The 26,245-nt window shown below is 70.6% G+C and carries 19 protein-coding genes; 15 read left to right on the top strand and 4 right to left on the bottom strand.

What is annotated here, in order from left to right; translation table 11 throughout:
- Position 1 precedes the first annotated feature (1 nt).
- The 3 genes from ABT008_RS15400 (at position 2) to araA (ending at position 3,730) form a co-directional block, all read left to right on the top strand.
- Positions 2-1,054 (top strand): ABC transporter permease, encoded by a 1,053-nt coding sequence (locus ABT008_RS15400; protein ID WP_350696868.1) that lies wholly within the window; start codon positions 2-4, stop codon positions 1,052-1,054.
- 156 nt (positions 1,055-1,210) lie between these two features.
- A complete protein-coding gene (yjfF, locus tag ABT008_RS15395) occupies positions 1,211-2,200 on the top strand; it encodes a galactofuranose ABC transporter, permease protein YjfF (RefSeq protein WP_350696867.1) in 990 nt (329 codons plus the stop codon).
- A 27-nt stretch (positions 2,201-2,227) separates the two neighbouring features.
- Entirely contained in the window at positions 2,228-3,730 is a 1,503-nt protein-coding gene (gene araA / locus ABT008_RS15390) for an L-arabinose isomerase (protein ID WP_350696866.1), read from the top strand.
- Between the two features lie 94 nt (positions 3,731-3,824).
- On the opposite strand, the gene pip is transcribed toward araA, so the two are convergent.
- Positions 3,825-4,793, bottom strand: coding sequence for a prolyl aminopeptidase (pip, locus tag ABT008_RS15385; RefSeq protein WP_350696865.1), 969 nt, complete (start codon positions 4,791-4,793; stop codon positions 3,825-3,827).
- Between the two features lie 42 nt (positions 4,794-4,835).
- Between pip and ABT008_RS15380 the strand changes: the two genes are divergently transcribed.
- The 3 genes from ABT008_RS15380 to ABT008_RS15370 all read left to right on the top strand — a co-directional run bounded on the left by ABT008_RS15380 (position 4,836) and on the right by ABT008_RS15370 (position 9,210).
- Complete coding sequence (locus ABT008_RS15380; protein ID WP_350696864.1) at positions 4,836-5,387, top strand: MarR family winged helix-turn-helix transcriptional regulator; 552 nt, start codon at positions 4,836-4,838, stop codon at positions 5,385-5,387.
- A 333-nt stretch (positions 5,388-5,720) separates the two neighbouring features.
- The gene (locus ABT008_RS15375; RefSeq protein WP_350696863.1) at positions 5,721-7,808 is read left to right on the top strand and encodes a family 43 glycosylhydrolase; all 2,088 of its coding nucleotides are present in this window, start codon (positions 5,721-5,723) and stop codon (positions 7,806-7,808) included.
- Positions 7,809-8,220: 412 nt separating this feature from the next.
- Positions 8,221-9,210, top strand: a complete 990-nt coding sequence (locus ABT008_RS15370; protein ID WP_350696862.1) for a LacI family DNA-binding transcriptional regulator — start codon at positions 8,221-8,223, stop codon at positions 9,208-9,210.
- Positions 9,211-9,287: 77 nt separating this feature from the next.
- On the opposite strand, the gene ABT008_RS15365 is transcribed toward ABT008_RS15370, so the two are convergent.
- Both ABT008_RS15365 and ABT008_RS15360 read right to left on the bottom strand, forming a co-directional pair.
- Entirely contained in the window at positions 9,288-10,670 is a 1,383-nt protein-coding gene (locus tag ABT008_RS15365; protein ID WP_350696861.1) for an endo-1,4-beta-xylanase, read from the bottom strand.
- A 592-nt stretch (positions 10,671-11,262) separates the two neighbouring features.
- Positions 11,263-12,621, bottom strand: a complete 1,359-nt coding sequence (locus ABT008_RS15360; RefSeq protein WP_350696860.1) for an extracellular catalytic domain type 1 short-chain-length polyhydroxyalkanoate depolymerase — start codon at positions 12,619-12,621, stop codon at positions 11,263-11,265.
- A 753-nt stretch (positions 12,622-13,374) separates the two neighbouring features.
- Here ABT008_RS15360 and ABT008_RS15355 point away from each other — a divergent pair.
- The 5 genes from ABT008_RS15355 (at position 13,375) to ABT008_RS15335 (ending at position 19,277) form a co-directional block, all read left to right on the top strand.
- Complete coding sequence (locus tag ABT008_RS15355) at positions 13,375-14,436, top strand: sugar ABC transporter substrate-binding protein (protein WP_350696859.1); 1,062 nt, start codon at positions 13,375-13,377, stop codon at positions 14,434-14,436.
- The gene (locus tag ABT008_RS15350) at positions 14,433-15,974 is read left to right on the top strand and encodes a sugar ABC transporter ATP-binding protein (protein ID WP_350696858.1); all 1,542 of its coding nucleotides are present in this window, start codon (positions 14,433-14,435) and stop codon (positions 15,972-15,974) included. The genes ABT008_RS15355 and ABT008_RS15350 overlap by 4 nt, the downstream gene beginning before the upstream one ends.
- Positions 15,967-17,004: an ABC transporter permease gene (locus ABT008_RS15345; RefSeq protein WP_350696857.1), complete on the top strand. Its 1,038-nt coding sequence runs from the start codon at positions 15,967-15,969 to the stop codon at positions 17,002-17,004. The genes ABT008_RS15350 and ABT008_RS15345 overlap by 8 nt, the downstream gene beginning before the upstream one ends.
- Before the next feature lie 75 nt (positions 17,005-17,079).
- Entirely contained in the window at positions 17,080-18,405 is a 1,326-nt protein-coding gene (locus ABT008_RS15340; protein WP_350696856.1) for an enolase C-terminal domain-like protein, read from the top strand.
- The gene (locus ABT008_RS15335) at positions 18,402-19,277 is read left to right on the top strand and encodes an amidohydrolase family protein (RefSeq protein WP_350696855.1); all 876 of its coding nucleotides are present in this window, start codon (positions 18,402-18,404) and stop codon (positions 19,275-19,277) included. Before ABT008_RS15340 ends, ABT008_RS15335 begins: the two co-directional genes overlap by 4 nt.
- Positions 19,278-19,293: 16 nt before the next feature.
- Here the strand turns inward: ABT008_RS15335 and ABT008_RS15330 are convergent, their stop codons facing one another.
- Positions 19,294-19,989 carry a FadR/GntR family transcriptional regulator gene (locus ABT008_RS15330; protein ID WP_131052578.1) on the bottom strand — a complete coding sequence of 232 codons (696 nt, stop codon included), beginning with the start codon at positions 19,987-19,989 and terminating at the stop codon, positions 19,294-19,296.
- A 224-nt stretch (positions 19,990-20,213) separates the two neighbouring features.
- On the opposite strand from ABT008_RS15330, the gene ABT008_RS15325 reads away from it, so the two are divergent.
- From ABT008_RS15325 to ABT008_RS15310, 4 genes are all read left to right on the top strand, one after another.
- Positions 20,214-21,239, top strand: coding sequence for a zinc-dependent alcohol dehydrogenase (locus ABT008_RS15325; RefSeq protein WP_350696854.1), 1,026 nt, complete (start codon positions 20,214-20,216; stop codon positions 21,237-21,239).
- Complete coding sequence (locus ABT008_RS15320) at positions 21,236-21,997, top strand: SDR family oxidoreductase (RefSeq protein ID WP_350696853.1); 762 nt, start codon at positions 21,236-21,238, stop codon at positions 21,995-21,997. Before ABT008_RS15325 ends, ABT008_RS15320 begins: the two co-directional genes overlap by 4 nt.
- Positions 21,998-22,228: 231 nt before the next feature.
- A complete protein-coding gene (locus ABT008_RS15315) occupies positions 22,229-22,822 on the top strand; it encodes a hypothetical protein (RefSeq protein WP_350696852.1) in 594 nt (197 codons plus the stop codon).
- 391 nt (positions 22,823-23,213) lie between these two features.
- Positions 23,214-26,210, top strand: coding sequence for a glycosyl hydrolase family 95 catalytic domain-containing protein (locus ABT008_RS15310; RefSeq protein ID WP_350696851.1), 2,997 nt, complete (start codon positions 23,214-23,216; stop codon positions 26,208-26,210).
- Positions 26,211-26,245 lie beyond the last annotated feature (35 nt).

Below are 26,245 nucleotides of genomic sequence, written 5' to 3'. Positions count from 1 at the left end.
GATCAAGCCCCTTCTCGGGCACCGGCTGTTCTGGCCGATCGCCGTCCTGGTGGTGATGCTGGCGGCGAACACGATCTACCGCCCCGGCTTCCTGTCGATCGAGATGAACAACGGCCACCTGTACGGCACCCCGATCGACATCCTCCGGTTGAGCGCGCCGCTGATCCTGGTCGCGCTCGGCATGACGCTGGTCATCTCCACTGGCGGCATCGACCTCTCGGTCGGATCGATCTGCGCCATCAGCGGTGCCATCGCCTGTCTGCACATCAGTCAGGCGCCGGACCAGAACAGCTTCGTCACGGTGGCGACCGCGCTGGCGATGGCGCTCGGGGTGGCGCTGGTCCTCGGTGCCTGGAACGGCGTACTGGTCTCGGTGATCGGTATTCAGCCGATCATCGCCACGCTGATCCTGATGGTGGCCGGTCGTGGACTGGCGCAGCTCATCACCGAGGGCCAGATCATCACGATCAACTCCGGGCCGTACCGGGCGATCGGCCTGGGCCACTTCCTCACCCTGCCGTTGGCGATCTTCATCGCGTTGGGCGCGGCGCTGCTGGTCGCGGCCTTCACCCGCCGTACCGCGCTCGGCATGATCATCGAGTCGGTGGGCGGCAACCGGGAGGCCAGCCGGTTGGCCGGCATCCGGTCGGGCCGGATCGTCTTCCTGGTCTACGTGGTCAGCGCGGCCTGCGCGGCGGTCGCCGGCTTCATGATGACGGCCAACGTGTCCAGTGCCGACGGCAACGCCGCCGGCCTCTGGGTGGAGCTGGACGCCATCCTCGCGGTCGTCATCGGGGGCACCGCGCTGGCCGGCGGGCGGTTCTATCTCAGCGGCACCATCCTCGGCGCGCTGATCATCCAGACGCTCACCACCACGGTGTACGCCATGAACATCTCGCCGCAGACGGCGTTGCTGTTCAAGGCGGTCGTCGTGATCGCGGTCTGCCTCATCCAGGCCCCGGCGTTCCGCGCCAAGTTCAACCGCCGCAAGCGCGGCACCCCACCCCCGCCGGCCCCGACGCCGCAGCGCCAGAAGGAGGAGGTGACGGCATGAGTGAGCAAAGCGAGCGAATCATCAGGCGCGGTGCGATCAAGCCTCATGGCGGCACGCAGCGAAGCGGAGTGACGGCATGAGTGAGCGGCAGCGAGCGAATCTTCGGCTCAGCGCTATGGAGCCTCATGGCGGCACGCAGCGAAGCGGAGTGACGGCATGAGCAGTACGTCGTTGACCACCGGGCCGAGTTGGGCACGGCTGCCCCGGCGGCACGTACCGGTGCTGGCCACGCTGGCCCTGCTGCTGGTCATGTACGCCATCGGCGTGTCCCAGTACCGGGCCTTCTCCAACGTCCAGGTCATCTTCAACGTCTTCATCGACAACGGTTTCCTCCTCGTCGTCGCGGTGGGGATGACCTTCGTGATCCTCACCGGCGGCATCGACCTCTCCGTGGGGTCGGTGGTCGCGATGACGGCGATGGTCTCGGCGTGGCTGCTCCAGTCTGGCCTGCCCGCGTTGTTGGTGCTGGTCATCGCGTTGCTCATCGGGCCGGCGCTCGGGTTCCTGATGGGCTGTGCAATCCACTTCTTCGACATCCAGCCGTTCATCGTGACACTCGCCGGGATGTTCTTCGCCCGGGGCATGTGTACGTTCATCAGTGACTCGTCGATCCGGATCACCGACGGTTTCTGGACCACGATGGCGCAGTACCGGATCGGCAATCCGGGCGGCAACTTCGTCTCGGTGAGCGTGCTGGTCGCGTTCGCGGTGGTGCTCGTCGGCGCGTACGTGCTGGCGTACACCCGATTGGGTCGTAACGTGTACGCGATCGGCGGTAACCCGCAGTCGGCGCTGCTGATGGGGCTGCCGGTGGGACGTACCCGGATCGCGGTCTACACGATCAGCGGCCTGTGCTCGGCGATCGGCGGGATCCTGCTCTCGTTCTACACGCTCTCCGGGGCGCCGCTGATCGGGATCGGGATGGAGCTCGACGTGATCGCGGCCGTGGTGATCGGTGGCACGGTGCTCACCGGCGGATCGGGGTACGTCTTCGGCACGGTGCTCGGTGTGCTGGTGCTCGGCGTGATCCAGACGCTGATCACGTTCGACGGTAGCCTGAACTCCTGGTGGACCAAGATCGTTATTGGCGGCCTGCTCTTCGCGTTCATCCTGCTCCAGCGCCTTATCGGCATCCGCTACAAGTGACCGCCCCTCTCGCGGAAGGCAACTCCCATGGCAACGCATCCTGAACCCGAGGTCTGGTTCCTCACCGGAAGCCAGGCGATGTACGGCGAGGACACCCTCCGGCAGGTGGCCGAGCAGTCCCGCCAGATCGCCGCCCTGCTCGACGACTCGCCGCACATCCCGGCCCGGGTGGTCTGGAAGCCGGTGCTGACCACCAGCGCGGACATCCTGGAGGTCTGTCGGGACGCCGCGGTGCAGGGTGCGGTCGGGGTCATCGCGTGGATGCACACCTTCTCGCCCGCGAAGATGTGGATCTCGGGTCTGGACGCGCTGCGCACACCGTTGCTGCACCTGCACACCCAGGCGAACGTCCGGCTGCCCTGGGACGAGATCGACATGGACTTCATGAACCTGAACCAGGCCGCCCATGGCGACCGGGAGTTCGGCTTCATCCAGACCCGGCTCGGGGTGGCCCGCAAGACCATTGCCGGCCACGTCAGCCACCCGCGTGTGGTCACCCGTGTCGGCTCGTGGACCCGGGCGGCGATCGGCTGGTCGGCGATGCGTTCGCTGCGCCTGGCGCGGTTCGGCGACAACATGCGCGACGTCGCGGTGACCGAGGGGGACAAGGTCGAGGCGGAGTTGCGCTTCGGTGTCTCGGTGAACACCTACGGGGTCAACGACCTGGTGCGGGTGGTCGACGAGGTCGCCGACGCGCAGATCGACGACTTGGTCAAGGAGTACGACGACACCTTCCGGGTCGCCGCCGAGCTGCGTCCCGGCGGTGAACGGCACGACTCGCTGCGGTACGCCGCACGGCTGGAACTGGGCATGCGGACCTTCCTGGACGCGGGCGGGTTCCGGGCCTTCACCACGAACTTCGAGGACCTCGGCGGCCTGCGTCAACTGCCCGGCATCGCGGTGCAGCGGCTGATGGCCGACGGCTACGGCTTCGGCGGCGAGGGCGACTGGAAGACCTCGGTGCTGGTCCACACGCTCAAGGCGATGTCGGCCGGCGCGCAGGGCGGCACCTCGTTCATGGAGGACTACACCTACGACCTCACGCCGGGCGAGGAGCTGATCCTCGGCGCGCACATGCTGGAGGTGTGCCCGACGATCGCCGCGAACAAGCCGAACGTGGAGATCCACCCGTTGAGCATCGGCGGTCGGGAGGACCCGGTCCGGTTGGTCTTCGACGCCGAGCCGGGACCGGCGGTGGTGCTCGGCCTGGCGGACATGGGGGAGCGGTTCCGGCTGGTCGCCAACGAGGTGGACGTGGTGCCCCCGCCGCAGCCGCTGCGGCGGTTGCCGGTGGCCCGGGCGGTCTGGCGGCCCCGCCCGCACCTGGCCGGGTCGGCCGAGGCGTGGATCACCGCCGGCGCCCCGCACCACACCGTGCTCTCGCACGCGGTAGGCGTGGAGGAGCTGCACGACCTCGCCGAGATGAGCCGCACCGAGCTGGTCGTCATCGACGCGAACACCGAGTCTCGTCGGTTCGCCGACGAGTTGCGCTGGAACCAGGCGTACTACCGCCTCGCCCGGGGCTTCTGACCTCGGCACCCGCGGTGCGTCGGTGCCGCCCGTCCGGTGGGCGGCACCGACGCACGCGCCCGGGTCCCCGCATCCCCCGTGGCGCGGGTCGGGTCTAGGTGCGTGCCATTGTGTCCGCCGCCTCGGACAGGACGCGCCGCATGGTCTCGCTGCCGGTGTGACCCGCGTCCCCGACGACGTGCAGGCGTGCCTCGGGCCACGCCTGCGCGATCTCCCACGGCGTGATCGCCGGTCCGCTCAGGTCGTTACGACCGTGCACCAGCACACCGGGGATACCGGCCAGCTTCGGGATGTTGCGCAGGATCTCGCCGTCGGCCAGGAACGCGCCGTTGCCGAAGTAGTGCGCGCAGATCCGGGTCATGGTGAGCCGTTGTCGCAGTTCCCCGGCGGAGTACTGGCCGGGTCTGCCGTTGCTCTCCTCGGAGATCAGCGCGTCCTCCCACGCGCACCACTCCTCGGCCGCCCGTTCCCGCACCGTCGGGTCCGGGTCGGCGAGTAGTTGGCCGTAGCGCAGCAGGACCGGTTCGATCGGTGGTCGGCTGTCGGTCGGCAGCGCGTAGCCCGGCAGGCCCGCGTGGGCGACGAATCGTTGCCACGCCTCGGGGAAGAACCGTCCGCCGCCGCGGTACAGCCAGTCCACCTCGGACCGCCGGGTCATTGTCACCGCGACCAGCACCAGGCCGCGTACCCGGTCGGGATGGTTCGTCGCGTACGCCAGCGCGAGCGTCGCGCCCCACGACCCGCCGTACACGACCCAGCGGGCGATGCCGAGGTGCTCCCGCAGCCGTTCGATGTCGGCGACGAGATGGGCGGTGGTGTTGGCGCGCAGATCGGTGCTCGGGTCGGCCGCCGACGGTGTGCTTCGCCCACAGTTGCGCTGGTCGAACAGCACGACGCGGAACCGCTCCGGGTCGAGCGCCCGGCGGTGCTGGGGCGCGCTGCCGCCGCCGGGACCGCCGTGCAGGACGACGGCGGGAACGCCCTCGGGGTTGCCACTGACCTCCCAGTAGACCTGGTTGCCGTCGCCGACGTCGATCATCCCGGTGTCGTACGGCTCGATCATGGCGCGCTCCTCACGATATGACAGCGCTGTTACATTACCGCCATGGCAACCCCCGTCCCCGGGCCCGGCGTCCTCGGTACGAAACTCGCGATGCTGATGGAGCTGCTCGACGGCGGCATCGGCCAGGTGTACGCCGAGATCGGCCTTCCCGGTCTGCGCGCGCGGTTCGCGCCGGTGCTCCTGGCGGTGGCCGACGACGGGCCGTGCTCGATCCGGGCCGTCGCGACGGCGATCGACGTGACCCATTCGGCGGCCAGTCAGACGGTCGCCGCGATGGCGCGTGCCGGGCTCGTGGAGACGATCCCCGGCCGCGACGCGCGCACCAGGATGGTCACGCTCACCGACGAGGGGCGGCGGGTCCTGCCGGCGTTGCGGGCCGAGGTCGCCGCCACCACCACGGCGACCCGCGAGCTGGAGACCGAGCTGTCGATGCCGTTGCACGTGCTCGTGGACGAGGCGCTGGCCGCGCTCGCCCGACGCCCGATGCGCGACCGGATCATCGCTGCCGATCCTGGCCTGCTCGGTGTTCGGGGCGGAGCCGGGGCGGGCGGTCGCCGCGCGGACGGCCCGCCGGCCCCGCCGCGTCGACGGTGATCGGCTCGATCCCTGCCGCCACACCCCCGGCGTGGACGACTCCTTCGCGCCGCCCCGTCGGGCGGCGGCTTCGTCGTGTCCGGGTGTGTGATCCGGCCCCGCGCAAGTCGTCGGTGTTACGTCTTGACTAAGGATCTGTTATCGCTCACAGTCGATAGTGAAGACGGACGATATCTCCGGCCGGCCGGGCCAGGCGCGTTCCGCTTCGGCGCAAGCGATCACCACGCCGCACCTGGGCACGGCGGCGGTTGTTAGCGATCACACCACGCGGGACGCATCTACCCCGCGACCGTCTCCCTGTGGTCGCTCGTCTCTCGTCTCTCAAGGAGGATCATGGGTACCTTCGAGGTCCCCCGCGCCGTTGCGCGCCGACGCGGGTGGTTGTCCCGGGCCGTCGCGGCGGTCGCGGCGGTCGTGGTGGGCGGCACGCTGGTGGCGGTGGCACCGTCGCCGGCGGTGGCGGCGACCGTCGACACCAACGCGTGGTACGTGCTGGTCAACCGCAATAGCGGCAAGGCCCTGGACGTGTACAACCTGGCCACGAACGACGGGGCGCGCATCACCCAGTGGACGCGCAACAACGGCAACCAGCAGCAGTGGCAGTTCGTCGACTCCGGCGGCGGCTACTACCGGCTGAAGTCCCGGCACTCGGGCAAGGTGCTCGACGTCTACAACTTCTCCACCGCCAACGGCGCGTCCATCGTGCAGTGGAGCGACGGCAACGGCACCAACCAGCAGTTCCGGCTCGCCGACTCCGACGGTGGGTACGTCCGGCTGATCAACCGCAACAGCAACAAGGCGATGGAGGTGCAGAGCGCGTCCACTGCCGACGGCGGCAACATCGTCCAGTACGACGACTGGGGCGGCACCAACCAGCAGTGGCAACTGGTGCGCGTCGGTGACACCGGCAACCCGGGCACCCCCGGCGGCAACTTCACCAACCCGGTGGTCTGGCAGGACTTCGCCGACGTCGACATCATCCGGGTCGGCGACGTCTACTACATGTCCGCCTCGACCATGCACTACTCGCCGGGTGCGCCGGTGCTGCGCTCGTACGACCTGGTGAACTGGGAGTTCGCCGGACACTCCGTGCCCCGGCTCGACTTCGGCACCAAGTACGACCTGCCCAGCGGACAACACGCGTACGTGAACGGGATCTGGGCCTCGACGCTGAACTACCGGCCCAGCAACCGGACGTACTACTGGGCGGGCTGTATCGACTTCGCCCAGACCCACATCTACACCGCCTCCGCCGTGGACGGCACCTGGAGCCGGCACGCCACCATCCCCAACTGCTACTACGACGCCGGCATGTTGATCGACGACAACGACACCATGTATGTCGCGTACGGCAACGGCACCATCAGCGTGGCGCAGCTCTCCGCAGACGGGCGCTCCCAGGTGCGGGCCCAGCAGGTCTACCAGACGCCGTCGAGCATCGGCACGCTGGAGGGTGCGCGCTTCTACAAGCGCAACGGCGCCTACTACATCTGGCTGACCCGTCCGGCCAACGGCCAGTACGTGCTCAAGTCGACCAACGGTCCGTTCGGCCCGTACGAGCAGCGGCAGGTGCTGCTCAACATGCAGGGGCCGATCTCCGGCGGCGGCGTACCGCACCAGGGCGGACTGGTCCAGACCCAGAACGGCGCCTGGTACTACATGGCGTTCACTGACGCGTACCCGGGCGGCCGGATGCCGACGCTGGCACCGATCACCTGGACCGCCGACGGCTGGCCGCAGGTGCAGACGGTCAACGGCGCCTGGGGCGTGAACTATCCCAACCCGCTGCCGCTGCGACCGGTCAAGCCGCTCACCGGCGTGGACACGTTCGCCGGCACCCAGCTCGGCGTGCAGTGGGAGTGGAACCACAACCCGGACACCAGCCGGTACTCGGTGAACAACGGACTGCGCCTGCAGACCGCCACCGTCACCAACGACCTCTACCGGGCCCGCAACACCGTCACGCACCGCATCCAGGGCCCGACCTCGACCGCGACGGTCGAGCTGGACTACTCCACCATGCGCGACGGGGACCGCACCGGCCTGGCCATGCTGCGGGACAGCTCGGCCTGGATCGGTGTCCGGCGCGACAACGGGGCGACCCGGGTGGTGATGACCAACGGCCTCACCATGGGCAACAACTGGAGCACCACCAGCACCGGCAGCGAGATCGCCAGTGCGGCGGTCTCCGGCGGCCGGATCTGGCTACGGGCCAACGCGGACATCAGACCCGGCTCCGGGCGGCAGGCGCGCTTCTCGTACAGCACCGACGGGGTCACCTTCGTCTCGCTGGGCAACGCCCTGACGCTCAACAACAACTGGACGTTCTTCATGGGGTACCGGTTCGGCATCTTCAACTTCGCCACCAGCGCCCTTGGTGGTGCGGTGACGGTGCGACGCTTCGAGTTGGCCACGCCCTGACCTCGATGTCAGGTCGCCCTCGAGGCGGGTGCGGCGCGTACCTCCGACCGCGCCGCCCGCCGGTACGGACGGTCACCGCGCTCCGGTGACCGAGGGGGTGGTGCCCGGCGACCGGCCGGGCACCACCCGCGTCCCGGCACAGCACGTCGTGCGGGATCTCCGGTGTACGCCGTCGACCGGGTCGGATGCCGAAGCCCTCGGCGCGACGCGGACTCGGCCCACGGCCTGGCACCGATCGGGATCGGCGCTGACGTAGACTGTGCGTGATCGAGCGCTCTCCACTCGGACGGCACGGGCCGGTGTGGGTACCGCGAGAGGGGATCTTTGTACCCTAGCCGTTCCAGTCAGCGTCGACCGGTCTCGGCGCCGACCGACATGCGGGGAGTCTGAGATGGCCGTACGCGATCCTGCGATGACGGACGTGGCTCGCCTCGCTGGTGTCTCGCACCAGACGGTGTCACGAGTGCTCAACGGTCACCCGAACGTCCGCGAACAGACCCGACTGCGGGTCCAGGCGGCCATCGCCGAGCTCGGTTACCGCCCCAACCGGGCGGCGCGCGCGTTGGTCACCGGTCGTTCGCAGGTGATCGGTGTGGTCGCGCAGAACACCACCCTCTACGGTCCGGCATCGCTGCTCACCGCGCTGGAACAGGTCGCCGCCGAGTCCGGCTTCGCGGTCAGCGTGGGCAGCGTCCGGGACCTCGACCACCGGTCCATCTCGGCGGCGGTGGAGCGGCACCTGGCCCACCGGGTCGCCGGCATCGTGGTGATCGCGCCGGTGGAGTCGGCCGGCGAGGCGCTGGAGCGCCTGCCGAAGGACGTTCCGCTGGTCACCGTCGACGGTGATCCACGCCGACCGATGCCACTGGTGACGGTCGACCAGGCCGCCGGTGCCCGGGCCGCCACCCAGCACCTGCTCGAAGCCGGGCACCGTACGGTGTGGCACGTCTCCGGCCCGTCCGACTGGTTCGACAGCGCGGGGCGGATCGAGGGCTGGCGGGAGGCCCTGCTCGCGGCCGGTGCGGAGATCCCGCCGCTGGTGCCGGCGGACTGGTCCGCCGCGGCCGGTTACCGATGCGGGCAGATGTTGGCCCGGATGCCCGACGTCACCGCCGTCTTCACCGCCAACGACCACCTCGCGCTCGGGGTGTTGCGGGCGTTGCACGAGCACGGTCGCCGGGTGCCGGACGACATCAGCGTGGTCGGTTTCGACGACGTCCCGGAGGCGGCGTATTTCATCCCGCCACTGACCACCGTGCGACCGGACTTCGACGCGGTGGCCCGGGCCAGCCTGGAGATGCTGCTGACCCAGATCGAGTCGGCCAGCGGGGGCGCGTTGCGGGAGACCGTCGCGCCGACCCTGGTCTCCCGCCAGAGCGTCGGTAAGCCGCCGGCCCGCTGAGGCGGTCCGGCGCGTACCCGTCGGACAGACAGGGTCCGGCCCGGCGATGCCGGACCGGACCCGTTGCCGGTGCGTGGTCAGCTTGCCGTGCAGGTGGGGGTGCCGGACGGGCCCGTTCCGGTGCCCTGGAAGCCGAACTCGGTGCTGCCGCCGGCGCCGACCTGACCGTTGTAGCTGACGTTGGCGAAGTTCACCGTGCCGCTGCTGCCGCTGGCCTGGGCGTTCCAGGTGCCGGTGACCGCGGTCCCGCCGGGCAGCGCGACCCGCACCGTCCAGCCACGGATCGCGGAGTTGCCGGCGGTGACCTTGACGGTGGCCACGAAGCCGCCGTTCCACGAGTTCAGCGACACCGAGGCGGTGCATCCGCCGCCGGTCGGCGGGGTGGTGGTCGGTGGGGTGGTGGTCGGCGGCGGGGTGGTCGGGTTCGGGGTGACGCTGTTCAGCGCGTTGAGCACCGACTGGTACGCCGGCTTCTTGTTCCCGTTGGCGTCGAACAGCAGCGGGTTCTCGTTGCGCCGCCACGAGTCGTTGTCCCGTACGCCCCATACGGTGATGCCGTTGCACCGGGCCACCGCCAGGCAGGCGCGGGTGACCCGCTCGTAGATTGTCGCCTGGTTGGACCCCTGGGCCACGTCCAGCTCGGTGATCTGCACGTCGACGCCGAGGTCGGCGAAGCGTTGCAGGTTGGCCTGGTAGTCGCTGGCCAGCGTGGTGCCCAGGTGGGACTGGAAGCCGACGCAGTCGATCGGCACGCCACGGGACTTGAAGTCGCGCACCATGTTGTAGATGCCGGTCGACTTCGCGTTGATCCCGTCGGTGTTGTAGTCGTTGTAGCAGAGCTTTGCGCCCGGATCGGCGGCCCGTGCGGTCCGGAACGCGACCTCGATCCAGTCGTTGCCGGTGCGCTGGAGGTTGGAGTCACGCCGGCCGCCGCCACCGCCGTCGGCGAACGCCTCGTTCACCACGTCCCAGGAGTGGATCTGGCCCCGGAAGTGGCCGGCGACCCGGGTGATGTGGTTGGTCATGGCGTTGCGCAGCGCGGTGCCGGAGAGGTTCTGCGCCCAGCCCGGCTGCTGGGCGTGCCAGACCAGCGCGTGCCCGCGTACCGACATGCCGTTGGCCCGGGCGTGTGCGACGAGCCGGTCGCCGCCGGTGAAGTTGAAGCCGTTCTGCTGGGGTTCGGTGGCGTCCCACTTCATCTCGTTCTCGGCCACGATGGAGTTGAACTCGCGGTTGAGGATCGTGGCGTGCAGGCTGTTGGAGAGCATGAACGAGTTGGTGGCGGCGCCGAAGTAGCGACCGCTCTGGGCCGCCGCCGCGCCGAGTGTGCTGGCGGCGGCGTTGGCCGCCGGGGCGACCAGCACGGTGGGAGCGACCAGCGCGGCGCCCGCCGCGAGGGCCAGCAGCAGGGTGCGCGGCCGGATCACCGGGCCCCTGCCGTCGGTGTATCTGCGATTCATGACAGACCTCTCTGGTGGTGGTCGGAACGCCCCTCGTCCGACGCGGGACGAGCGGCGACCACACCCGGGGGCGGCCATGGCACGACCCGTCGGGTGCTGGTGTGATCGGTGGTGTTCGCACGCGCGCGGTGACCCGGCCGTCATGAGCGGGATCGGTGCTGCCTGCGGTCCAGGCGGCCCGGTCCACATGGGGTGGCCGGCGCGCGACGCCGTGGCGGCGGACCCGGACAGGTCACCGGCGGGTGCTGAGATCGGCTGGCGTGCCCTGCCGGCCGGGTCGGTGACCTCGAAGGAGCGTGCCCTGCACCCCTCGACCGGAAGTTAGCATGTTATCGATAACACGCTCAAGTGACGGCGGTAAATATGCGACGGTCGCCTGTTCGGGCGGCGTCCGCTCGGGCGCTGGGCGTGATGTGGGTGAGCACGAGCACAACGAGCGGGCCCGGTGCCACGGGCGCGGGTGGCGCGCCCGCGGCACCGGGCCGCGTACTCGGTGACGGCCGGTCGCCGTCGGGTGTCGATCAGATCCGGATGCCACCGCCGGTCGACGTCGTGGCACCCGCGTCGGGGCCCGGTCGTCGGCCGGCGTCGCTCACTGGCAGCCGAGCCCGTTGAGGGTGAAGCCGGTGGGTGGGTTGTTGGTGCCGCTGTGGGTGGCCTGGAAACCGAAGCTGACGCTCTGGTTACCGGGGATCGTGGCGTTCCAGGCGACGTTGCGCGCGGTCGCCTGGCTGCCGCTCTGGGTCACCGTGGCGTTCCATGCGCTGGTGACCTGCTGTCCGTTCGGCCAGGTCCACTGCAACGTCCAACCGTTGACCGGGTTCGGGGTGTTGTTGGTGACGGTCAGCGTGGCGACGAGACCGTTGTTCCACGAGTCGGCCGAGTACTGCACCCGGCAGGTCGTGGCGCCCGGCGGCGGGGTGGTCGGCGGCGGAGTGGTGGGTGGCGGGGTCGTGGGCGGGGTCGTGGTCGGGGGCGGGGTGGTGGGCGGGGGAGTGGTGGGCGGTGGGGTGGAGGTCAGGCCGAAGAAGTCGATGGCGACCCGGGCCATGCCCGTCGACGGCAGGGTGTGCCCGGCGCCCTGGATGCTGTACGCCTCGACCTGGACGGTGCCGGCGGAGTTGGCGAACCGGCGTCGGTTCCAGTTGGCCTGCGGGGTGTCCGAGGACGTCGGTGTCTGGCTCAACCCGAAGACGTTGGTCCACTGCTCGACCCCCTCCTGCAGGAGCTGGAACGGGATGAGCGTGTCGTTGGTCCCGTGCCAGAGCTGGATGCGGGGACGTGGACCGCTGTAGCCGGGGTACGCCTGCCGCACCGCGTCGCCCCACTGCTGCGGGGTGCGGTCCATCCGGCCGTTGACGCACTGGCTGTTGGTCGGCGGGAAGTCGGCGGCGTTGGCGAAGCAGTTGAACGGCACGCCCATGAAGGCCGCGCCGGCCTTGAACACGTCCGGGTAGAGGGCGAGCAGGGCCTGGGTGGCCATGCCGCCGGAGGAACTGCCGGTGGCGTAGACCCGCTGCGGGTCGCCGCCGTACTGGCGCTGGGCGTAGCCGACCATCGACATGATGGAGACCGGGTCGCTGCCGCCGTCGCGGCGCTTCGAGGCGGCCGACCACACGTCGAAGCAGTTGCCGAAGCCGGCCTGCTGGGTCGCGGTGGGATAGATGACCAGGAAGCCGTACTGGTCGGCGAGCCGGGCGAACTCGCTGCTGGAATAGAAGCCGGTGCCGGAGCCTCCGCAGCCGTGCATGGCGACCACGATCGGCGGATTGGCCGGCCGGTTGTCCGGCGCGTAGATGTGCATGCGCATGTTGCCCGGGTTGTTGCCGAAGCTGGTCACCTCGACCAGCGACGCGGCGACGGCCGGTGACGGGGACAGGGCCACGCCCGCCACGGCGAGGAGTAACGCGGTGGCCAGGGATGCCAGCAGCCCGGCTCTCGTTCGGGTCATGTTCACCTCCGGTGATAGGGGTCGACGCCGGAACCCGGGCACGGTGGACGTCGGGTCAGCCGACATCGACCGGGGGACGGGGACCGGGCGTCGCGATGCGGGAGGTGCTGCCCTGCGGAGGGGATCCGCTCACCTCGCCGTGACGATGACACTTTCGTGCCGATTCGCGGCTCGCGCGCAAGCCAAAGTATGGAGTCGCGCCGAGAGCGCCAGCAACACGCTGACATTGATCGATATTTTCAGTCGACCACTGCTCGGGCGGCCGCGGTGACACCATCCGTCGCCGGGGCTTCCCCGGGGTGCCGCCGCCGGGCGCGAAACACGCTAGCAACGCGAGGGGCATCGATGTTAACGTTCGCAGGAGTGTCGATGTGCGGACGCGACGGTGATCGAGCACCGTGGTGTGATCGCCAACATCGGTCCAGCCCGCCGGTCTGACCGGCCGTTGACGAGCCGGTCGACACGTCGCGGTATTGATGTGATGTATCCCCCCGTCAGTCCCCGATGCTCGGTCACATATTCCTGCCGAGAGCCCGATTTCAGCGGATATCTAGGCGTTGACGCTGCGCGCCGGAAACGAATAACGTCTGATGTCTAAGTCGTTCACCCCGAAGCACCCGAGGGACGTCTGCACCTGCCCGCTGTGGACGTCACCGCCGCCCGATCGCACCTGTTCCGTCGGTCGTCCGTCGCCGCGCCCCGGTGGTCGCGGTGCCCCTGCCTCCGGCGGCATCCCGATACGGAGGACACACGATGGAACGTAGAGCTCTGCTGAGCGGGGGGTTGACCGTGCTGCTCGCTGCCTCGGCCACCCTCGTGGCCGGGTGCGGCGACGACGGCACCGGCTCGGGTGGTTCGGCGCAGCTCGTCGGCGTCGACTACCCGCGCTCGGACACCGACTTCTGGAACTCCTACATCAGGTACGTGCCGCAGTTCGCCGACGAACTGGACCTCGAGATCAAGACCACCAACTCGCAGAACGACATCGCCAACCTCATCTCCAACACCCAGGCCTTCATGAGCCAGGGGGTCAAGGGCGTGGTGATGGCACCGCAGGACACCGCCGCCATCGCGCCCACCCTGACGCAGTTGGAGAGCCGGGACATCCCGGTGGTCACCATCGACACCCGACCGGACACCGGCAGGGTGTTCATGGTCGTCCGTGCCGACAACCGCGCCTACGGCATCAAGGCCTGCCAGTTCCTCGGCACCAAGCTCGGCGGCACGGGCAAGGTCGTGATGCTCCAGGGCGGCCTGGACTCGATCAACGGCCGGGACCGCACCGAGGCGTTCAACGAGTGCATGCGCAAGGACTTCCCCGCCATCACCGTCTTCGGCGAGGCCACCGACTGGAAGGCCGACGTGGCCGCGTCGAAGCTGCAGACCCGCTTCGCCTCGGACCCGGACGTCAAGGGCATCTACATGCAGTCCTCGTTCGCCCTGTCCGGCACGTTGCAGATCCTCAAGCAGCGTGGTCTCCAGGTGCCGCCGAGCGACCCGAAGCACGTCTTCGTGGTCTCCAACGACGGCATCCCGGAGGAGCTGAAGAACATCGGCGAGGGCCTCATCGACGCCACCGTCAGCCAGCCCGCCGACCTGTACGCCAGGTACGGGCTGGAGTACGTGAAGGCGGCGATGGACGGCAAGACGTTCCAGCCCGGCCCGACCGACCACGGCAGCACCATCATCCAGGTACGCGACGGCCTGCTGGAGGACCAGCTCCCGGCGCCGCTGGTGACGGCGGACGGTGCGCCGATCGCGGGCGAGCCGACGCTCAAGTTCGACGACGCCTCCCTGTGGGGCAACAACGCATGAGTACCGCCCCGCACCGCGCGGCCGACGGGCCGGCCGGCGACGCCCGGCCCGTCGTCGAGGCGGTGAACATCACCAAGAGGTTCGGATCGACGGTGGCCCTGCTCGACGCGGGCATCGTGGTCCGGCCCGGCGAGACGCACGCCCTGGTCGGACGCAACGGCGCCGGCAAGTCGACGCTGGTTGGCATCCTCACCGGACTCCAGGCCGCCGACGGCGGCGCGGTGGCGTTCGACGGCCGGCCCGCCCCGACGTTGGGTGACCGCGACGCGTGGCGGAAGCGGGTGGCCTGCGTCTATCAGAAGTCCACCATCATCGGCACCCTCACCGTGGCGGAGAACCTGTTTCTCCACCGACACGCCCGGGGCGTGGCCGGTCTGATCCAGTGGTCGAGGCTGCGCCGGCAGGCCGAGGAACTGCTCGCCACCTGGTCGGTCGAGGTCGACGTACGTCAGCCCGCCGCGTCGCTCTCGGTCGAGCAGCGGCAGTTCGTGGAGATCGCCCGGGCGCTCTCCTTCGGTGCCCGGTTCATCATCCTCGACGAACCGACCGCCCAGCTCGACGGCGCGGGCATCAACCGCCTGTTCGCCCGGATCCGGGACCTGCGGGCCCAGGGCGTGACGTTCCTGTTCATCAGCCACCACCTGCAGGAGATCTACGAGATCTGCGACCAGGTGACGGTCTTCCGCGACGCGCGGCACATCCTGACGGCCCCGGTGGCGCAGCTCAGTCGGCCGGAGCTGGTCGCCGCGATGACCGGTGAGGACGTGACGATGCCCGAGGCGGATCACCGCCCGCCCGCGGCCGACGCGCCGGTGCTGCTCTCGGTGCGTGACCTGACCACCGCCTCCGGTGCGCAACTGTCGTTCGAGGCCCGGACGGGCGAGGTGGTCGGCATCGCGGGCGGCGGCGGCAGCGGGAAGGTCGAGGTCGCCGAGGCGATCGTCGGCCTGGCCCGCCCGGCCGGGGGAACCGTCGTGGTGGACGGTCGCACGCTGCGCCCGGGCAGCGTGCCGGACGCCCTCGACGCCGGGGTCGGGCTGGTGCCGCAGGACCGGCACCGGGAGGGACTGGTGCCGCTGCTGTCCATCGCGGAGAACGTCACGATGACCGTGCCGGACCGGGTCGCGCGACGCGGCCTCATCTCGCCGGCCAGGCGTGACGCGCTGGCTCGCGACACCATCGCCGACCTGGCGATCAAGGCGTCCGGGCCGCAGGTGCCGGTCTCCGATCTGTCCGGCGGCAACCAGCAGAAGGTGGTGATGGGCCGGGCGTTGGCCAGCGAGCCGAAGGTGCTGGTGCTCATCACCCCGACCGCCGGTGTCGACGTCCGGTCCAAACAGACGCTGCTCGGTGTCGTCGACGAGGTCCGCCGACGCGGGACCACCGTGCTGGTGGTCTCGGACGAACTCGACGACCTGCGGATCTGTGACCGGGTGCTGGTGATGTTCCAGGGCCGGGTGGTCGGCGAAATGGCGTACGGCTGGCGCGACAACGATCTGGTAGCCGCCATGGAAGGGGTGGATCTCCACCATGTCTGAGACGCTCACTCCCACCACACCGCCAGCGGCCGTACCACCACCGTCCCGGTCCGCGTCGCGGAGTCTGGCCGTCGCCCGGCTGCGTGACCTGGCGCTGGTGCCGGCGATCATCGCGGTCGCCATCGTCGGGTCGATCGTCAACCCGGTCTTCCTCAGCAGCGACAACATCATCAACGTGCTGCAGAGCATGTCGGAGATCGCCATCGTGGTGCTCGCCCAGACCATCGTGCTGATCACCGGCAAGATGGACCTGTCGCTGGAGTCCACCTTCGGCCTGGCGCCCGGCATCGCCGCGTGGCTGGTCATCGACCCCGCCCTCACCCGGGGTCTCGGGCTCGACGTGGTGCCGGACGCCTGGGCGGTTCCGCTGGTCCTGCTCGTCGGCGCGCTCGTCGGGGCCTTCAACGGTCTGCTGATCGTCCGCTTCGGTCTCAACGGCTTCATCGTCACGCTGGGCATGCTGATCGTCCTGCGCGGTCTGCTCACCGGCATCTCGGGCGGTCAGACCTTCTTCGCACTGCCGGAGTCGATGACCTATCTGGGTTCCGCGACGTGGGTCGGGGTGCCGGCCTCGATCTGGGTGTCGCTGCTGCTGGTCGCCGTCGGCATCGTGGTCCTCGGCTACACCCGAGCCGGCCGGGCGCTCTATGCCATCGGCGGCAACGCCGACGCCGCCCGGGCGGCGGGCATCCGCACCGACCGGGTGCTGTGGGTCGCCCTCATCGTGGCCAGCGTCCTCGCCGCGCTCGCCGGTCTGCTGATCAGCGGCCGCCTGGCGGCGGTGCCGGCGGCGCAGGGCAGCGGCGCGATCTTCCAGGTCTTCGCGGCGGCGGTGATCGGCGGCGTCAGTCTCAACGGTGGCAAGGGCAGCGTCTTCGGCGCCTTCACCGGCGTCCTGCTGCTGTTCATGATCATCAACGTGCTGACCCTGGCCGGGGTGCCCGCACAGTGGACGAACTTCCTCAACGGCACCGTCATCCTGGTGGCCCTGGTGGTCTCCCGCATCACCGGAGGCAAGGCGCAGACATGAGGCCGGCGGTCCGCCGCACCACAGACCCCGAATCCGGGCCCGACCCGGCCAGCCGTTCGACCCTCAGGAGTTTCGGTGAGTGAGCGCATCTCGTCCGTAGAGACCATCGACGTACGGTTCCCCACGTCCCGGCACCGCGACGGGTCGGACGCCATGAACCCCTTCCCGGACTACTCCGCCGCGTACCTGATCCTGCGGACATCGACCGGCGCGGAGGGGCACGGGCTGGTCTTCACCGTGGGGCGCGGCACCGAGATCCAGGTGGCGGCCGTCCAGTCGCTCGCCTCGATGGTGGTCGGTCAGCCGGTCGACGAGCTGCTCGCGGATCCCGGCGCGCTGGCCCGTCGGCTCGTCGGTGACAGCCAGATCCGGTGGCTCGGCCCGGAGAAGGGGGTGGTGCACATGGCGGCCGGCGGGCTGGTCAACGCGGTGTGGGATCTCGCCGCCCGCCGAGCGGGCAAGCCGCTGTGGAAGCTGCTCGCGGACCTCACCCCGGAGCAGCTCGTCGCGCAGGTCGACTTCCGCTACCTGCGCGACGTGCTGACCGAGGACGAGGCGCTGGACCTGTTGCGGGCCGCCGAGGGCGGGCGCGCCGCGCGGGAGCAGCGCCTGCTGGCCGAGGGCTACCCCGCCTACACCACCACGCCGGGCTGGCTGGGCTACACCGACGAGAAGCTCGCCCGGCTCTGTCGGGAGGCGGTCGACGACGGGTACCGGCTGATCAAGCTCAAGGTCGGCGGAAACCTGGCCGACGACGTACGCCGGATGGGCATCGCCCGGCGCGCGGTCGGGCCGGACGTCCGCATCGCGGTCGACGCCAACCAGATCTGGGGGGTGCCCGAGGCCATCGGGTGGATGCGGGAGCTGGCGCCGTTCGACCCGTACTGGATCGAGGAGCCGACCTCGCCGGACGACGTGCTCGGGCACGCCGCCGTGCGCAAGGCCCTCGCCCCGGTCAAGGTGGCCACCGGTGAGCACGTGCACAACGCGGTGATGTTCAAGCAGCTCCTCCAAGCCGACGCCGTCGACGTGGTGCAGATCGACGCCTGCCGGGTCGCCGGGGTCAACGAGAACCTGGCGATCCTGCTGCTCGCCGCGAAGTTCGGGGTGCCGGTCTGCCCGCACGCCGGAGGTGTGGGGCTGTGCGAACTGGTGCAGCACCTGGCCATGTTCGACTTCGTGGCACTGAGTGGCAGCACCGACGACCGGGCCATCGAGTACGTCGACCACCTGCACGAGCACTTCGCCGACCCGGTCCGTGTGCACCGCGGACGCTACCTCGCGCCGCGCGTACCGGGCATGAGCGCCGAGATCGTCCCGGCCGCGCTGACCGACTACCGGTTCCCCGACGGCCCGGAGTGGACCACCGCGCCGGTCGTGGCCGGAGCGCCGGCCGCATGATCATCGACGCGCACCACCACCTGTGGCAGCCGGACCACGGCTACCACTGGCTGGACGATCCCGCACTGGCCGCCATCCGTCGACCGTTCACCCCGACCGAACTCACCCGCGAGCTGACCGCGACCGGCGTGGACGGCACCGTGCTGGTGGAGGGCGGGCGCTGCCATCCCGACGAGGCCGCCGAGTTCCTCGGCCACGCCGCCGACACGCCGCCGATCCTCGGGGTGGTGGCCTGGCTCGACGTCGCGACGGGCGACGTACCCGCCGCCATCGCGCGTTACCGTCTGCTGCGCGGCGGTGAGCTGCTGGTCGGGGTACGCCCGCAGGTGCAGGGGGAGGCCGACCCCGACTACCTCGACCGGCCCGAGGTGCGGCGAGGTCTCGCCGAGGTGGCCGCCGCCGGGCTGGTGTTCGACCTGGTGATCCGGGCCGACCAGTTGCCGTCGGCGGCCCGGGCGGCCCGGGCCGTGCCGCAGCTCCGGTTCGTCCTCGACCACCTCGGCAAGCCCCGGATCGACGCGGGAGAGGCGGGTCTGCGGGCCTGGCGTGATCCGTTCGCCGCGCTGGCCGCGAACCCGAACGTCACCGCCAAGCTGTCCGGGCTGGTCACCGAGGCCCGGCCGGACTGGTCACCGGCCGACCTGAGCCCGTTCGTCGCGGTCGCGGTCGACGAGTTCGGCCCAGGTCGTCTGATGTTTGGTTCGGACTGGCCGGTGTGTCTGCTCAGGTCGGACTACCCGGGCGTGCGTCGGGCGCTGGAGGCCGCGTTGCCGCCGCTGTTGGTGCGGGACCGGCAGGACGTCTTCGCCGGCACCGCTGTGCGGACCTACGGACTGACCCGGCGGTCCGAACCCGCCGGCACGGCCAGGTGACGCCGTCGTGCGGACATCACGCGTCCGCCGCCTTGGCGGCGAGCACCGTACGCAGCCACGCCTCGGAGGTGTTGACGTGCATCAGGGCACTGGCCTGCGCGAGCAGTTGGTCGCGCGACCGCAGCGCGAGATAGATCGCGTGGTGCTCGTCGATCGTCTTGTGGGCCGCGTTGCCCTCGATCAACCCGCGCCACACCCGGGCCCGCAGCGTCCGACTGGAGAGCCCGGCCAGCAGCGACGTGAGGGTCTCGTTCCCGGTGGTCGCGATGACGGTGTGGTGGAAGGCGGTGTCGAACTGGATCAGCTTCTCGGCGTCGTCGGCGGCGGCCCGCATGTCCTCCAGGATCCGGGCGAGCTCGTCGAGGTCGGTGTCGGTCATCCGCAGTGCCGCCAGGCCGGTCGCCACCGGCTCCAGCATCCGGCGGACCTCCATCACCTCCAGCAACGTGTCGTCGCGCAGCAGTTCCACCGCGACGCCGAGGCCCTCCAGCAGCAGGCGCGGGGCGAGGCTGGTGACGTACGTGCCGTCGCCGCGACGCACGTCGAGCACCCGGGCCGACTCGAGCACCTTCACCGCCTCCCGGACTCCGCTGCGCGACAGCCCCATCTGCGCGGCCAGTTGCGGCTCCGGTGGCAGCCGTGCGCCCGGCGGCAGCTCACCACTCTGGATCATGCTGCGGATCCTGGCGATCGCGTCGTCGGTCAGTGCCATCCACGCCCCCTTCGGACCGGCCCGCCATGCGGCGTCGACATGGGCCCACCACCGCCTGTGGCAGGCACCGGGAGCCCTCACCACTATAGAGACATCGGACGTTTGGTGCCCTCGCGGCACCCTCGGCGTCTCAGCGGGGAACCGCTGGCACCGGTGCTCGGTCGGTCTGGCCGAGCGGCCGGCGGGGGAACGACAGCCCACCGGAAAGACCTTGAGGAGGCGGCGTGAACCGCAGTGCGCAGTACGTCGGCGAACAGACCTTCGCCGTCGCGGAGACCCCCGTCGTGCCGCCCGGCCCCGGCCAGGTACGCCTCGACGTCGCGTACACCGGGATCTGCGGCACGGACCTGCACATCGCGCACGGTGCGATGGACCAGCGGGTGCGCGTGCCGGCGGTGATCGGGCACGAGATGTCGGGCCGGGTGGCCGAGGTCGGCGCGGGCGTCGAGGAGTACCGGGTGGGGGACCCGGTCACCGTGATGCCGCTGGACTGGTGCGGTGAGTGTCCCGCCTGCCGTGCCGGGCACACGCACGTCTGCCACCGGCTCGACTTCGTCGGCATCGACTCGCCCGGCGCGATGCAACGGTCGTGGACCGTACCCGCGCGGCTCCTGGTGCCGTTGCCGGCGGACCTGTCGCTGGTCCACGCCGCGCTCGTCGAACCGACCGCGGTGGCCGTGCACGACGTGCGCCGTTCCCGCCTGGTCGCGGGCGAGCACGCGGTGGTCGTCGGCGCCGGGCCGGTCGGCCTGCTCATCGCCACGGTCGCCCGGGCCGTCGGTGCCGCGGTGACCGTGCTCGAACTCGACCCGCGCCGCCGGGAACTCGCCACCGACCTCGGTCTCACCGCCGTCGACCCGGCAACGGTCGACGTCGCGCGCCACGTCCAGGAGGCGACCGCCGGGGCCGGCGCGGACGTGGTCTTCGAGGTCTCCGGCTCGGCCGCCGGCGTCCGCACCGCGACCGACCTGCTCGCGGTCCGGGGACGGCTCGTCGTGGTCGCCATCCACCCCACCCCCCGCGAGGTGGACCTGCACCGGATCTTCTGGCGCGAGCTGGAGGTGATCGGGGTACGGGTCTACGACCGCGCGGACTACGCCGAGGCGGTCCGCCTGGTACACACCGGTCAGGTACCCGCCGACCGGCTCGTCTCCCGGATCGTGCCGCTGGCCGACGTGGCGCGGGCCTTCGAGGCGCTCGCCGCCGGTGGTGACGTCAAGGTACTCGTCGACTGTGGAGGAGACGCGTGAACCTGTTCGACCTGAGCGGCCGGTTGGCCGTGGTGACCGGCGCTCGACGCGGCATCGGGCTGGCGATGGCGGAGGCCCTGGCGGCAGCCGGTGCCGATGTGATCGGGGTGAGCGCGTCGCTGGAGGAGACCGGCAGCGAGGTGGCCGACCGGGTGGCGGCGCACGGGCGCGGGTTCGTGCCGTACCGGGCGGACCTGTCCGACCGGGCCGCCGTCCGGGCGCTCGGCGACTGGCTCGTCTCGTACGACCGGCCCGTCGACATCCTGGTCAACAACGCCGGCACGATCCGTCGTGCGCCGGCCGCCGAGCATTCCGACGCCGACTGGGACCACGTGCTGGAGGTCGACCTGTCGGCACCCTTCGTCCTCGCCCGGGAGGTGGGTCGGGACATGATCCGGCGCGGCAGCGGCAAGATCATATTCACCGCGTCGATGCTCAGTTTTCAGGGCGGCGTGACGGTGCCCGGGTACGCCGCCGCGAAGTCGGGGATCGCCGGACTGACCCGCGCGCTGGCCAACGAGTGGGCGCCGCACGGGGTCAACGTCAACGCGATCGCCCCGGGTTACATTGGCACGGACAACACCCGGGCGTTGCGGGAGCAGCCGGAACGCAACCGGGCGATCCTGGAGCGGATCCCGGCCGGGCGGTGGGGGAGCCCCGACGACCTCGCCGGAGTCACCGTCTTCCTGGCCTCTGACGCGGCCGCGTACGTGCACGGCGCCGTCATCCCGGTCGACGGCGGCTGGCTGGCCCGGTGACCTGCGTCGACCTCATCTCAAGAACATCTACACCTTGCTATGTTATCGCTCACAGACTACCTTTTGCCGTCAAGAGTGCAGGCTTCCGCTCACTCGCGACGTGCTCACCCGGGTGCTCGGCGTCCACCGTCCCGGCCGGCCGAGCCGGTCCCGCGACGCCCACCGGTCCGCGCGCGGGACGGCGGGCGTCCGCCGCCACGCGACCTGACGTATGAGGAAGGGAGGCCTGTCATGCGACTACCTGCCACCACCGCGTCCGTCGGCGCCCGCACCGACCGGCACCCGTCGGCAAGCCCGGCCCGACCGTCCGACACCGCCGAGGTGGTGGACCGTGCCGATCGAATGGAACGCCTGCTGACCACGGTGATCGACGAGGCCGGCGGGCCGGAGTCGGCTGTCGACCAGCGGACCGTTGGGGCCACCGTGCCCGTCTCCACCCTCGACCTGGTGGGTGGGTCGGTCGGCGTCGACCCGGCGGCGTGCCTGCTCGCCGCCTTCGACCTGGCCTACCGCGATCTGCCGGCCAGTGGGCAGCGGTTGGTCCGGTACCTCGGCCTGCATCCGGGCCCGGACTTCGACGCCGACGCGGCGGCGGCGCTGTGCAACCTGACCCTCGTGCAGGTCCGGCGAGGTCTGGGGGAGTTGCGCGACCGTCGGTTGGTCATCCGGTGCGGCACTCGCTACCGGTTCCCCGACCGGGTCGCCGAGCACGTGCGGGGGCTCGCCCTCGCCGAGTCCGCGGTGGACCGCGACGCGGCCCTGGCGCGGCTCGGCGATGTCCGGCCGGGTGCGACGCACTGGGGTGGTTCGACCGCCCGGCGCTGATCCGGTTTCCTCGCCGCCGACCCGCCGCCCGACCATACATGTGATGTATCTGGTTCTGGTTGGCGTGGGTGGGGCAGACGTCATCGGTGCGTGCGCTGACCGCACCGGCCCTGCGCGAGAGCCTGGCGAGCTGCCTCGTCTCCCTGTTGTGCCTGCATTTCGACCTGGTCCGCAGGGATTTGGTGGCGGGCGCGACGGTTCGTCATCGACCATTGCCTATTTTGTCGCCGCCGGGTAACCTTCGCGAAACACATCAGATGTCTGGCTGTCTCCGTGGCTCTCGGGTTTCGCCCGACACGCCCGCCCGACGTCACCGAGCAGATCCGGCACATCGGCTTTCACTCTGTTCCCGCGCACCGGCGTGGCCCTCGGGCCACCGGTTGGAGGATCGATGTCAGACCTGACCCGACGGCAGGCTCTCAAGATCGGCGCGGCCGGCGCGGGCGGCGCCCTGCTGCCGCTGCCGTGGACCGCCCTGGCCCGCGCGGACTCCGCCCCACCAGCCCAGGTGCTCGCCGCCGGTGACCTGGCCCTGTGGTACGACGAGTCCGCCGGCACCGACTGGCTGCGCGCGCTCCCGATCGGCAACGGCCGACTCGGCGCCATGGTGTTCGGCAACGTCGACGCCGAACGGCTGCAACTCAACGAGGACACCGTCTGGGCCGGCGGCCCCCACGACCCGAGCAACACCCGGGGGCTGGCGGCGCTGGCCGAGATCCGACGGCTGGTCTTCGCCAACCAGTGGACGCAGGCCCAGAACCTGATCAACCAGAACATGCTCGGCAACCCGGTCGGACAGTTGGCGTACCAGCTCGTCGGCAACCTGCGGCTGACCTTCCCCACCTCGGGCGGCGCGTCGCAGTACGAGCGGCAGCTCGACCTGACCACCGCGACCAGCTCGGTCAGCTACGTGATGAACGGCATCCGCTACCAGCGCGAGGTCTTCGCCAGCGCGCCGGACCAGGTCATCGCGATGCGCCTGACCGCCGACCGAAGCGGGTCGATCTCCTTCACCGCCACCTTCGACAGCCCGCAACGGACGACGCTCGCGAGCCCCGACGGCACCACGATCGCCCTCGACGGGATCTCCGGCAACCAGGAGGGCGTCACCGGCGCGGTGCGGTTCCTCGCCCTGGCCAACGCCACCGTGAGCGGCGGCACCGTGACCAGTTCCGGCGGCACGCTGCGGGTCACCAACGCCACCAGCGTGACCCTGCTGATCTCGATCGGCTCCAGCTACGTCACCTACCGCAACGTGGGCGGCGACTACCAGGGCATCGCGCGGCGACACCTGGCCGCCGCCCGGGGCAGCAGCTACGACCAGCTCCGCAGCCGGCACGTGGCCGACTACCAGGCACTGTTCAGCCGGGTGAGCCTGGACCTCGGCCGGACCGCCGCCGCCGACCAGCCGACCGACGTCCGGATCGCGCAGCACAACAGCGTCAACGACCCGCAGTTCTCCGCGCTGCTGTTCCAGTTCGGCCGGTACCTGCTGATCTCGTCCTCCCGGCCGGGCACCCAGCCGGCCAACCTCCAGGGCATCTGGAACGACTCGCTGACCCCGGCGTGGGACTCCAAGTACACGATCAACGCCAACCTGCCGATGAACTACTGGCCGGCCAACACCACGAACCTGGCGGAGTGCCACGCGCCGGTCTTCGACATGGTCCGGGACCTGGCGGTCAGCGGCGCCCGCACCGCGCAGGTGCAGTACGGCGCGGGCGGCTGGGTCACCCACCACAACACCGACGCCTGGCGGGCCACCTCCGTGGTGGACGGTGCGTTCTGGGGCATGTGGCAGACCGGCGGCGCGTGGCTGGCCACCCTGATCTGGGACCACTACCTGTTCAACGGCGACGTCGAGTTCCTGCGGGCGAACTACCCGGCGATGAAGGGTGCCGCGCAGTTCTTCCTCGACACGTTGGTGACCGAGCCGACCCTCGGCTACCTGGTCACCAACCCGTCGAACTCGCCGGAGATCGGCCACCACACGGACGCCAGCGTGTGTGCCGGCCCGACCATGGACAACCAGATCCTGCGGGACCTCTTCGACGGCTGCGCCCGGGCCAGCGAGATCCTCGGCGTGGATGCCACGTTCCGGGCCCAGGTCCGCGCGACCCGGGACCGGCTGGCCCCGAACCGGGTCGGCTCCCGGGGCAACATCATGGAGTGGCTCTACGACTGGGTGGAGACCGAGCGGACCCACCGGCACATCTCGCACCTGTACGGGCTCGCGCCGAGCAACCAGATCACCCGGCGCGGCACCCCGCAACTGTTCGAGGCGGCCCGGCGCACCCTGGAGATCCGGGGCGACGACGGCACCGGCTGGTCACTCGCGTGGAAGATCAATTTCTGGGCCCGGATGGAGGAGGGCAACCGTGCCCACGACCTGATCCGCTTCCTCGCCACCCCGGCCCGGCTCGCGCCGAACATGTTCGACCTACACCCGCCGTTCCAGATCGACGGCAACTTCGGCGCCACCGCCGGTGTCGCCGAGATGCTGCTCCAGAGCCACGCCGGTGAACTGCACGTGCTGCCGGCACTGCCGACCGCCTGGCCGAACGGGCGGGTCTCCGGCCTGCGGGCCCGGGGCGGACACACCGTCGGCATCACGTGGAGCAACGGCCAGGCCGGCGAGATCCTGGTCCGGCCGGACCGGGCCGGGACGGTACGGCTGCGCGGTCGACTCTTCGCCAACACGTACACGGTGGTCGACGTCGCCGACGGCACCCCCGCGCGCACCGCGCGGATCGAGACCGACCTGGTCGAGGTGACCGTGCAGGCCGGTCGCACCTACCGGGCCACCGGACAGGGCGTCACCGTCCCGACGCTGGAACAGAGCTTCACCAACGTCAGCACCACCAACGACACCAACACCGGAGTCGGCAACTTCGACGGCAACGGCGCCTCGCTCTCCGCGCAGGCCCTGGCCGCGGCCGGCGTCACCCCCGGTGCCACGCTGAGCCGCAACGGCGTGACCTTCCGCTGGCCCACCGTCGCGGCGGGCGGAGCGGACAACGCCATCGCCTCCGGGCAGGCGATCAGCGTCACCGGCACCGGTCGTACGCTCGGCTTCCTCGCCACCGGCACGTACGGTGCGGTGTCCGGCACCGGCACGGTGGTGTACGCCGACGGCACCCGCCAGACCTTCACGCTGAGCACCCCGGACTGGTACGGCGGTCCGCACAGCGGAGCCACTGCGGCCGTGGTCACCGCGTACCAGAACCGGCCCAACAACCAGCGGCAGAACACGGCCGCCTGCGTCTACTTCGTCGGTGTGACGTTGCAGAACAAGGCGGTCGCCCGGGTCGAGCTGCCCAACATCAGCACCCGCCCGGCGGCCAACGTGCCCACCATGCACGTCTTCGCGATCGCGATCGGGGCCTGAGGCGCCGGCCCCGGCCGGATCGACGGGGGACGAGG

The organism is Micromonospora sp. NPDC002389, from assembly GCF_040296095.1.
GTDB lineage: Bacteria > Actinomycetota > Actinomycetes > Mycobacteriales > Micromonosporaceae > Micromonospora.
Note: the sequence above shows the minus strand (reverse complement) of the source record. Positions and strands in the feature narration are given on the sequence as shown.

Coding starts and splice junctions, on each gene's coding strand:
- ABT008_RS15350 (WP_350696858.1), top strand. CDS start 14,433: ATGAGTACCGCCCCGCACCGCGCGGCCGACGGGCCGGCCGGCGACGCC.
- ABT008_RS15310 (WP_350696851.1), top strand. CDS start 23,214: ATGTCAGACCTGACCCGACGGCAGGCTCTCAAGATCGGCGCGGCCGGC.
- ABT008_RS15360 (WP_350696860.1), bottom strand. CDS start 12,621: ATGACCCGAACGAGAGCCGGGCTGCTGGCATCCCTGGCCACCGCGTTA.
- ABT008_RS15365 (WP_350696861.1), bottom strand. CDS start 10,670: ATGAATCGCAGATACACCGACGGCAGGGGCCCGGTGATCCGGCCGCGC.
- pip (WP_350696865.1), bottom strand. CDS start 4,793: ATGATCGAGCCGTACGACACCGGGATGATCGACGTCGGCGACGGCAAC.
- ABT008_RS15330 (WP_131052578.1), bottom strand. CDS start 19,989: ATGGCACTGACCGACGACGCGATCGCCAGGATCCGCAGCATGATCCAG.
- araA (WP_350696866.1), top strand. CDS start 2,228: ATGGCAACGCATCCTGAACCCGAGGTCTGGTTCCTCACCGGAAGCCAG.
- ABT008_RS15380 (WP_350696864.1), top strand. CDS start 4,836: ATGGCAACCCCCGTCCCCGGGCCCGGCGTCCTCGGTACGAAACTCGCG.
- ABT008_RS15315 (WP_350696852.1), top strand. CDS start 22,229: ATGCGACTACCTGCCACCACCGCGTCCGTCGGCGCCCGCACCGACCGG.
- ABT008_RS15355 (WP_350696859.1), top strand. CDS start 13,375: ATGGAACGTAGAGCTCTGCTGAGCGGGGGGTTGACCGTGCTGCTCGCT.
- ABT008_RS15345 (WP_350696857.1), top strand. CDS start 15,967: ATGTCTGAGACGCTCACTCCCACCACACCGCCAGCGGCCGTACCACCA.
- ABT008_RS15370 (WP_350696862.1), top strand. CDS start 8,221: ATGACGGACGTGGCTCGCCTCGCTGGTGTCTCGCACCAGACGGTGTCA.
- ABT008_RS15335 (WP_350696855.1), top strand. CDS start 18,402: ATGATCATCGACGCGCACCACCACCTGTGGCAGCCGGACCACGGCTAC.
- yjfF (WP_350696867.1), top strand. CDS start 1,211: ATGAGCAGTACGTCGTTGACCACCGGGCCGAGTTGGGCACGGCTGCCC.
- ABT008_RS15375 (WP_350696863.1), top strand. CDS start 5,721: ATGGGTACCTTCGAGGTCCCCCGCGCCGTTGCGCGCCGACGCGGGTGG.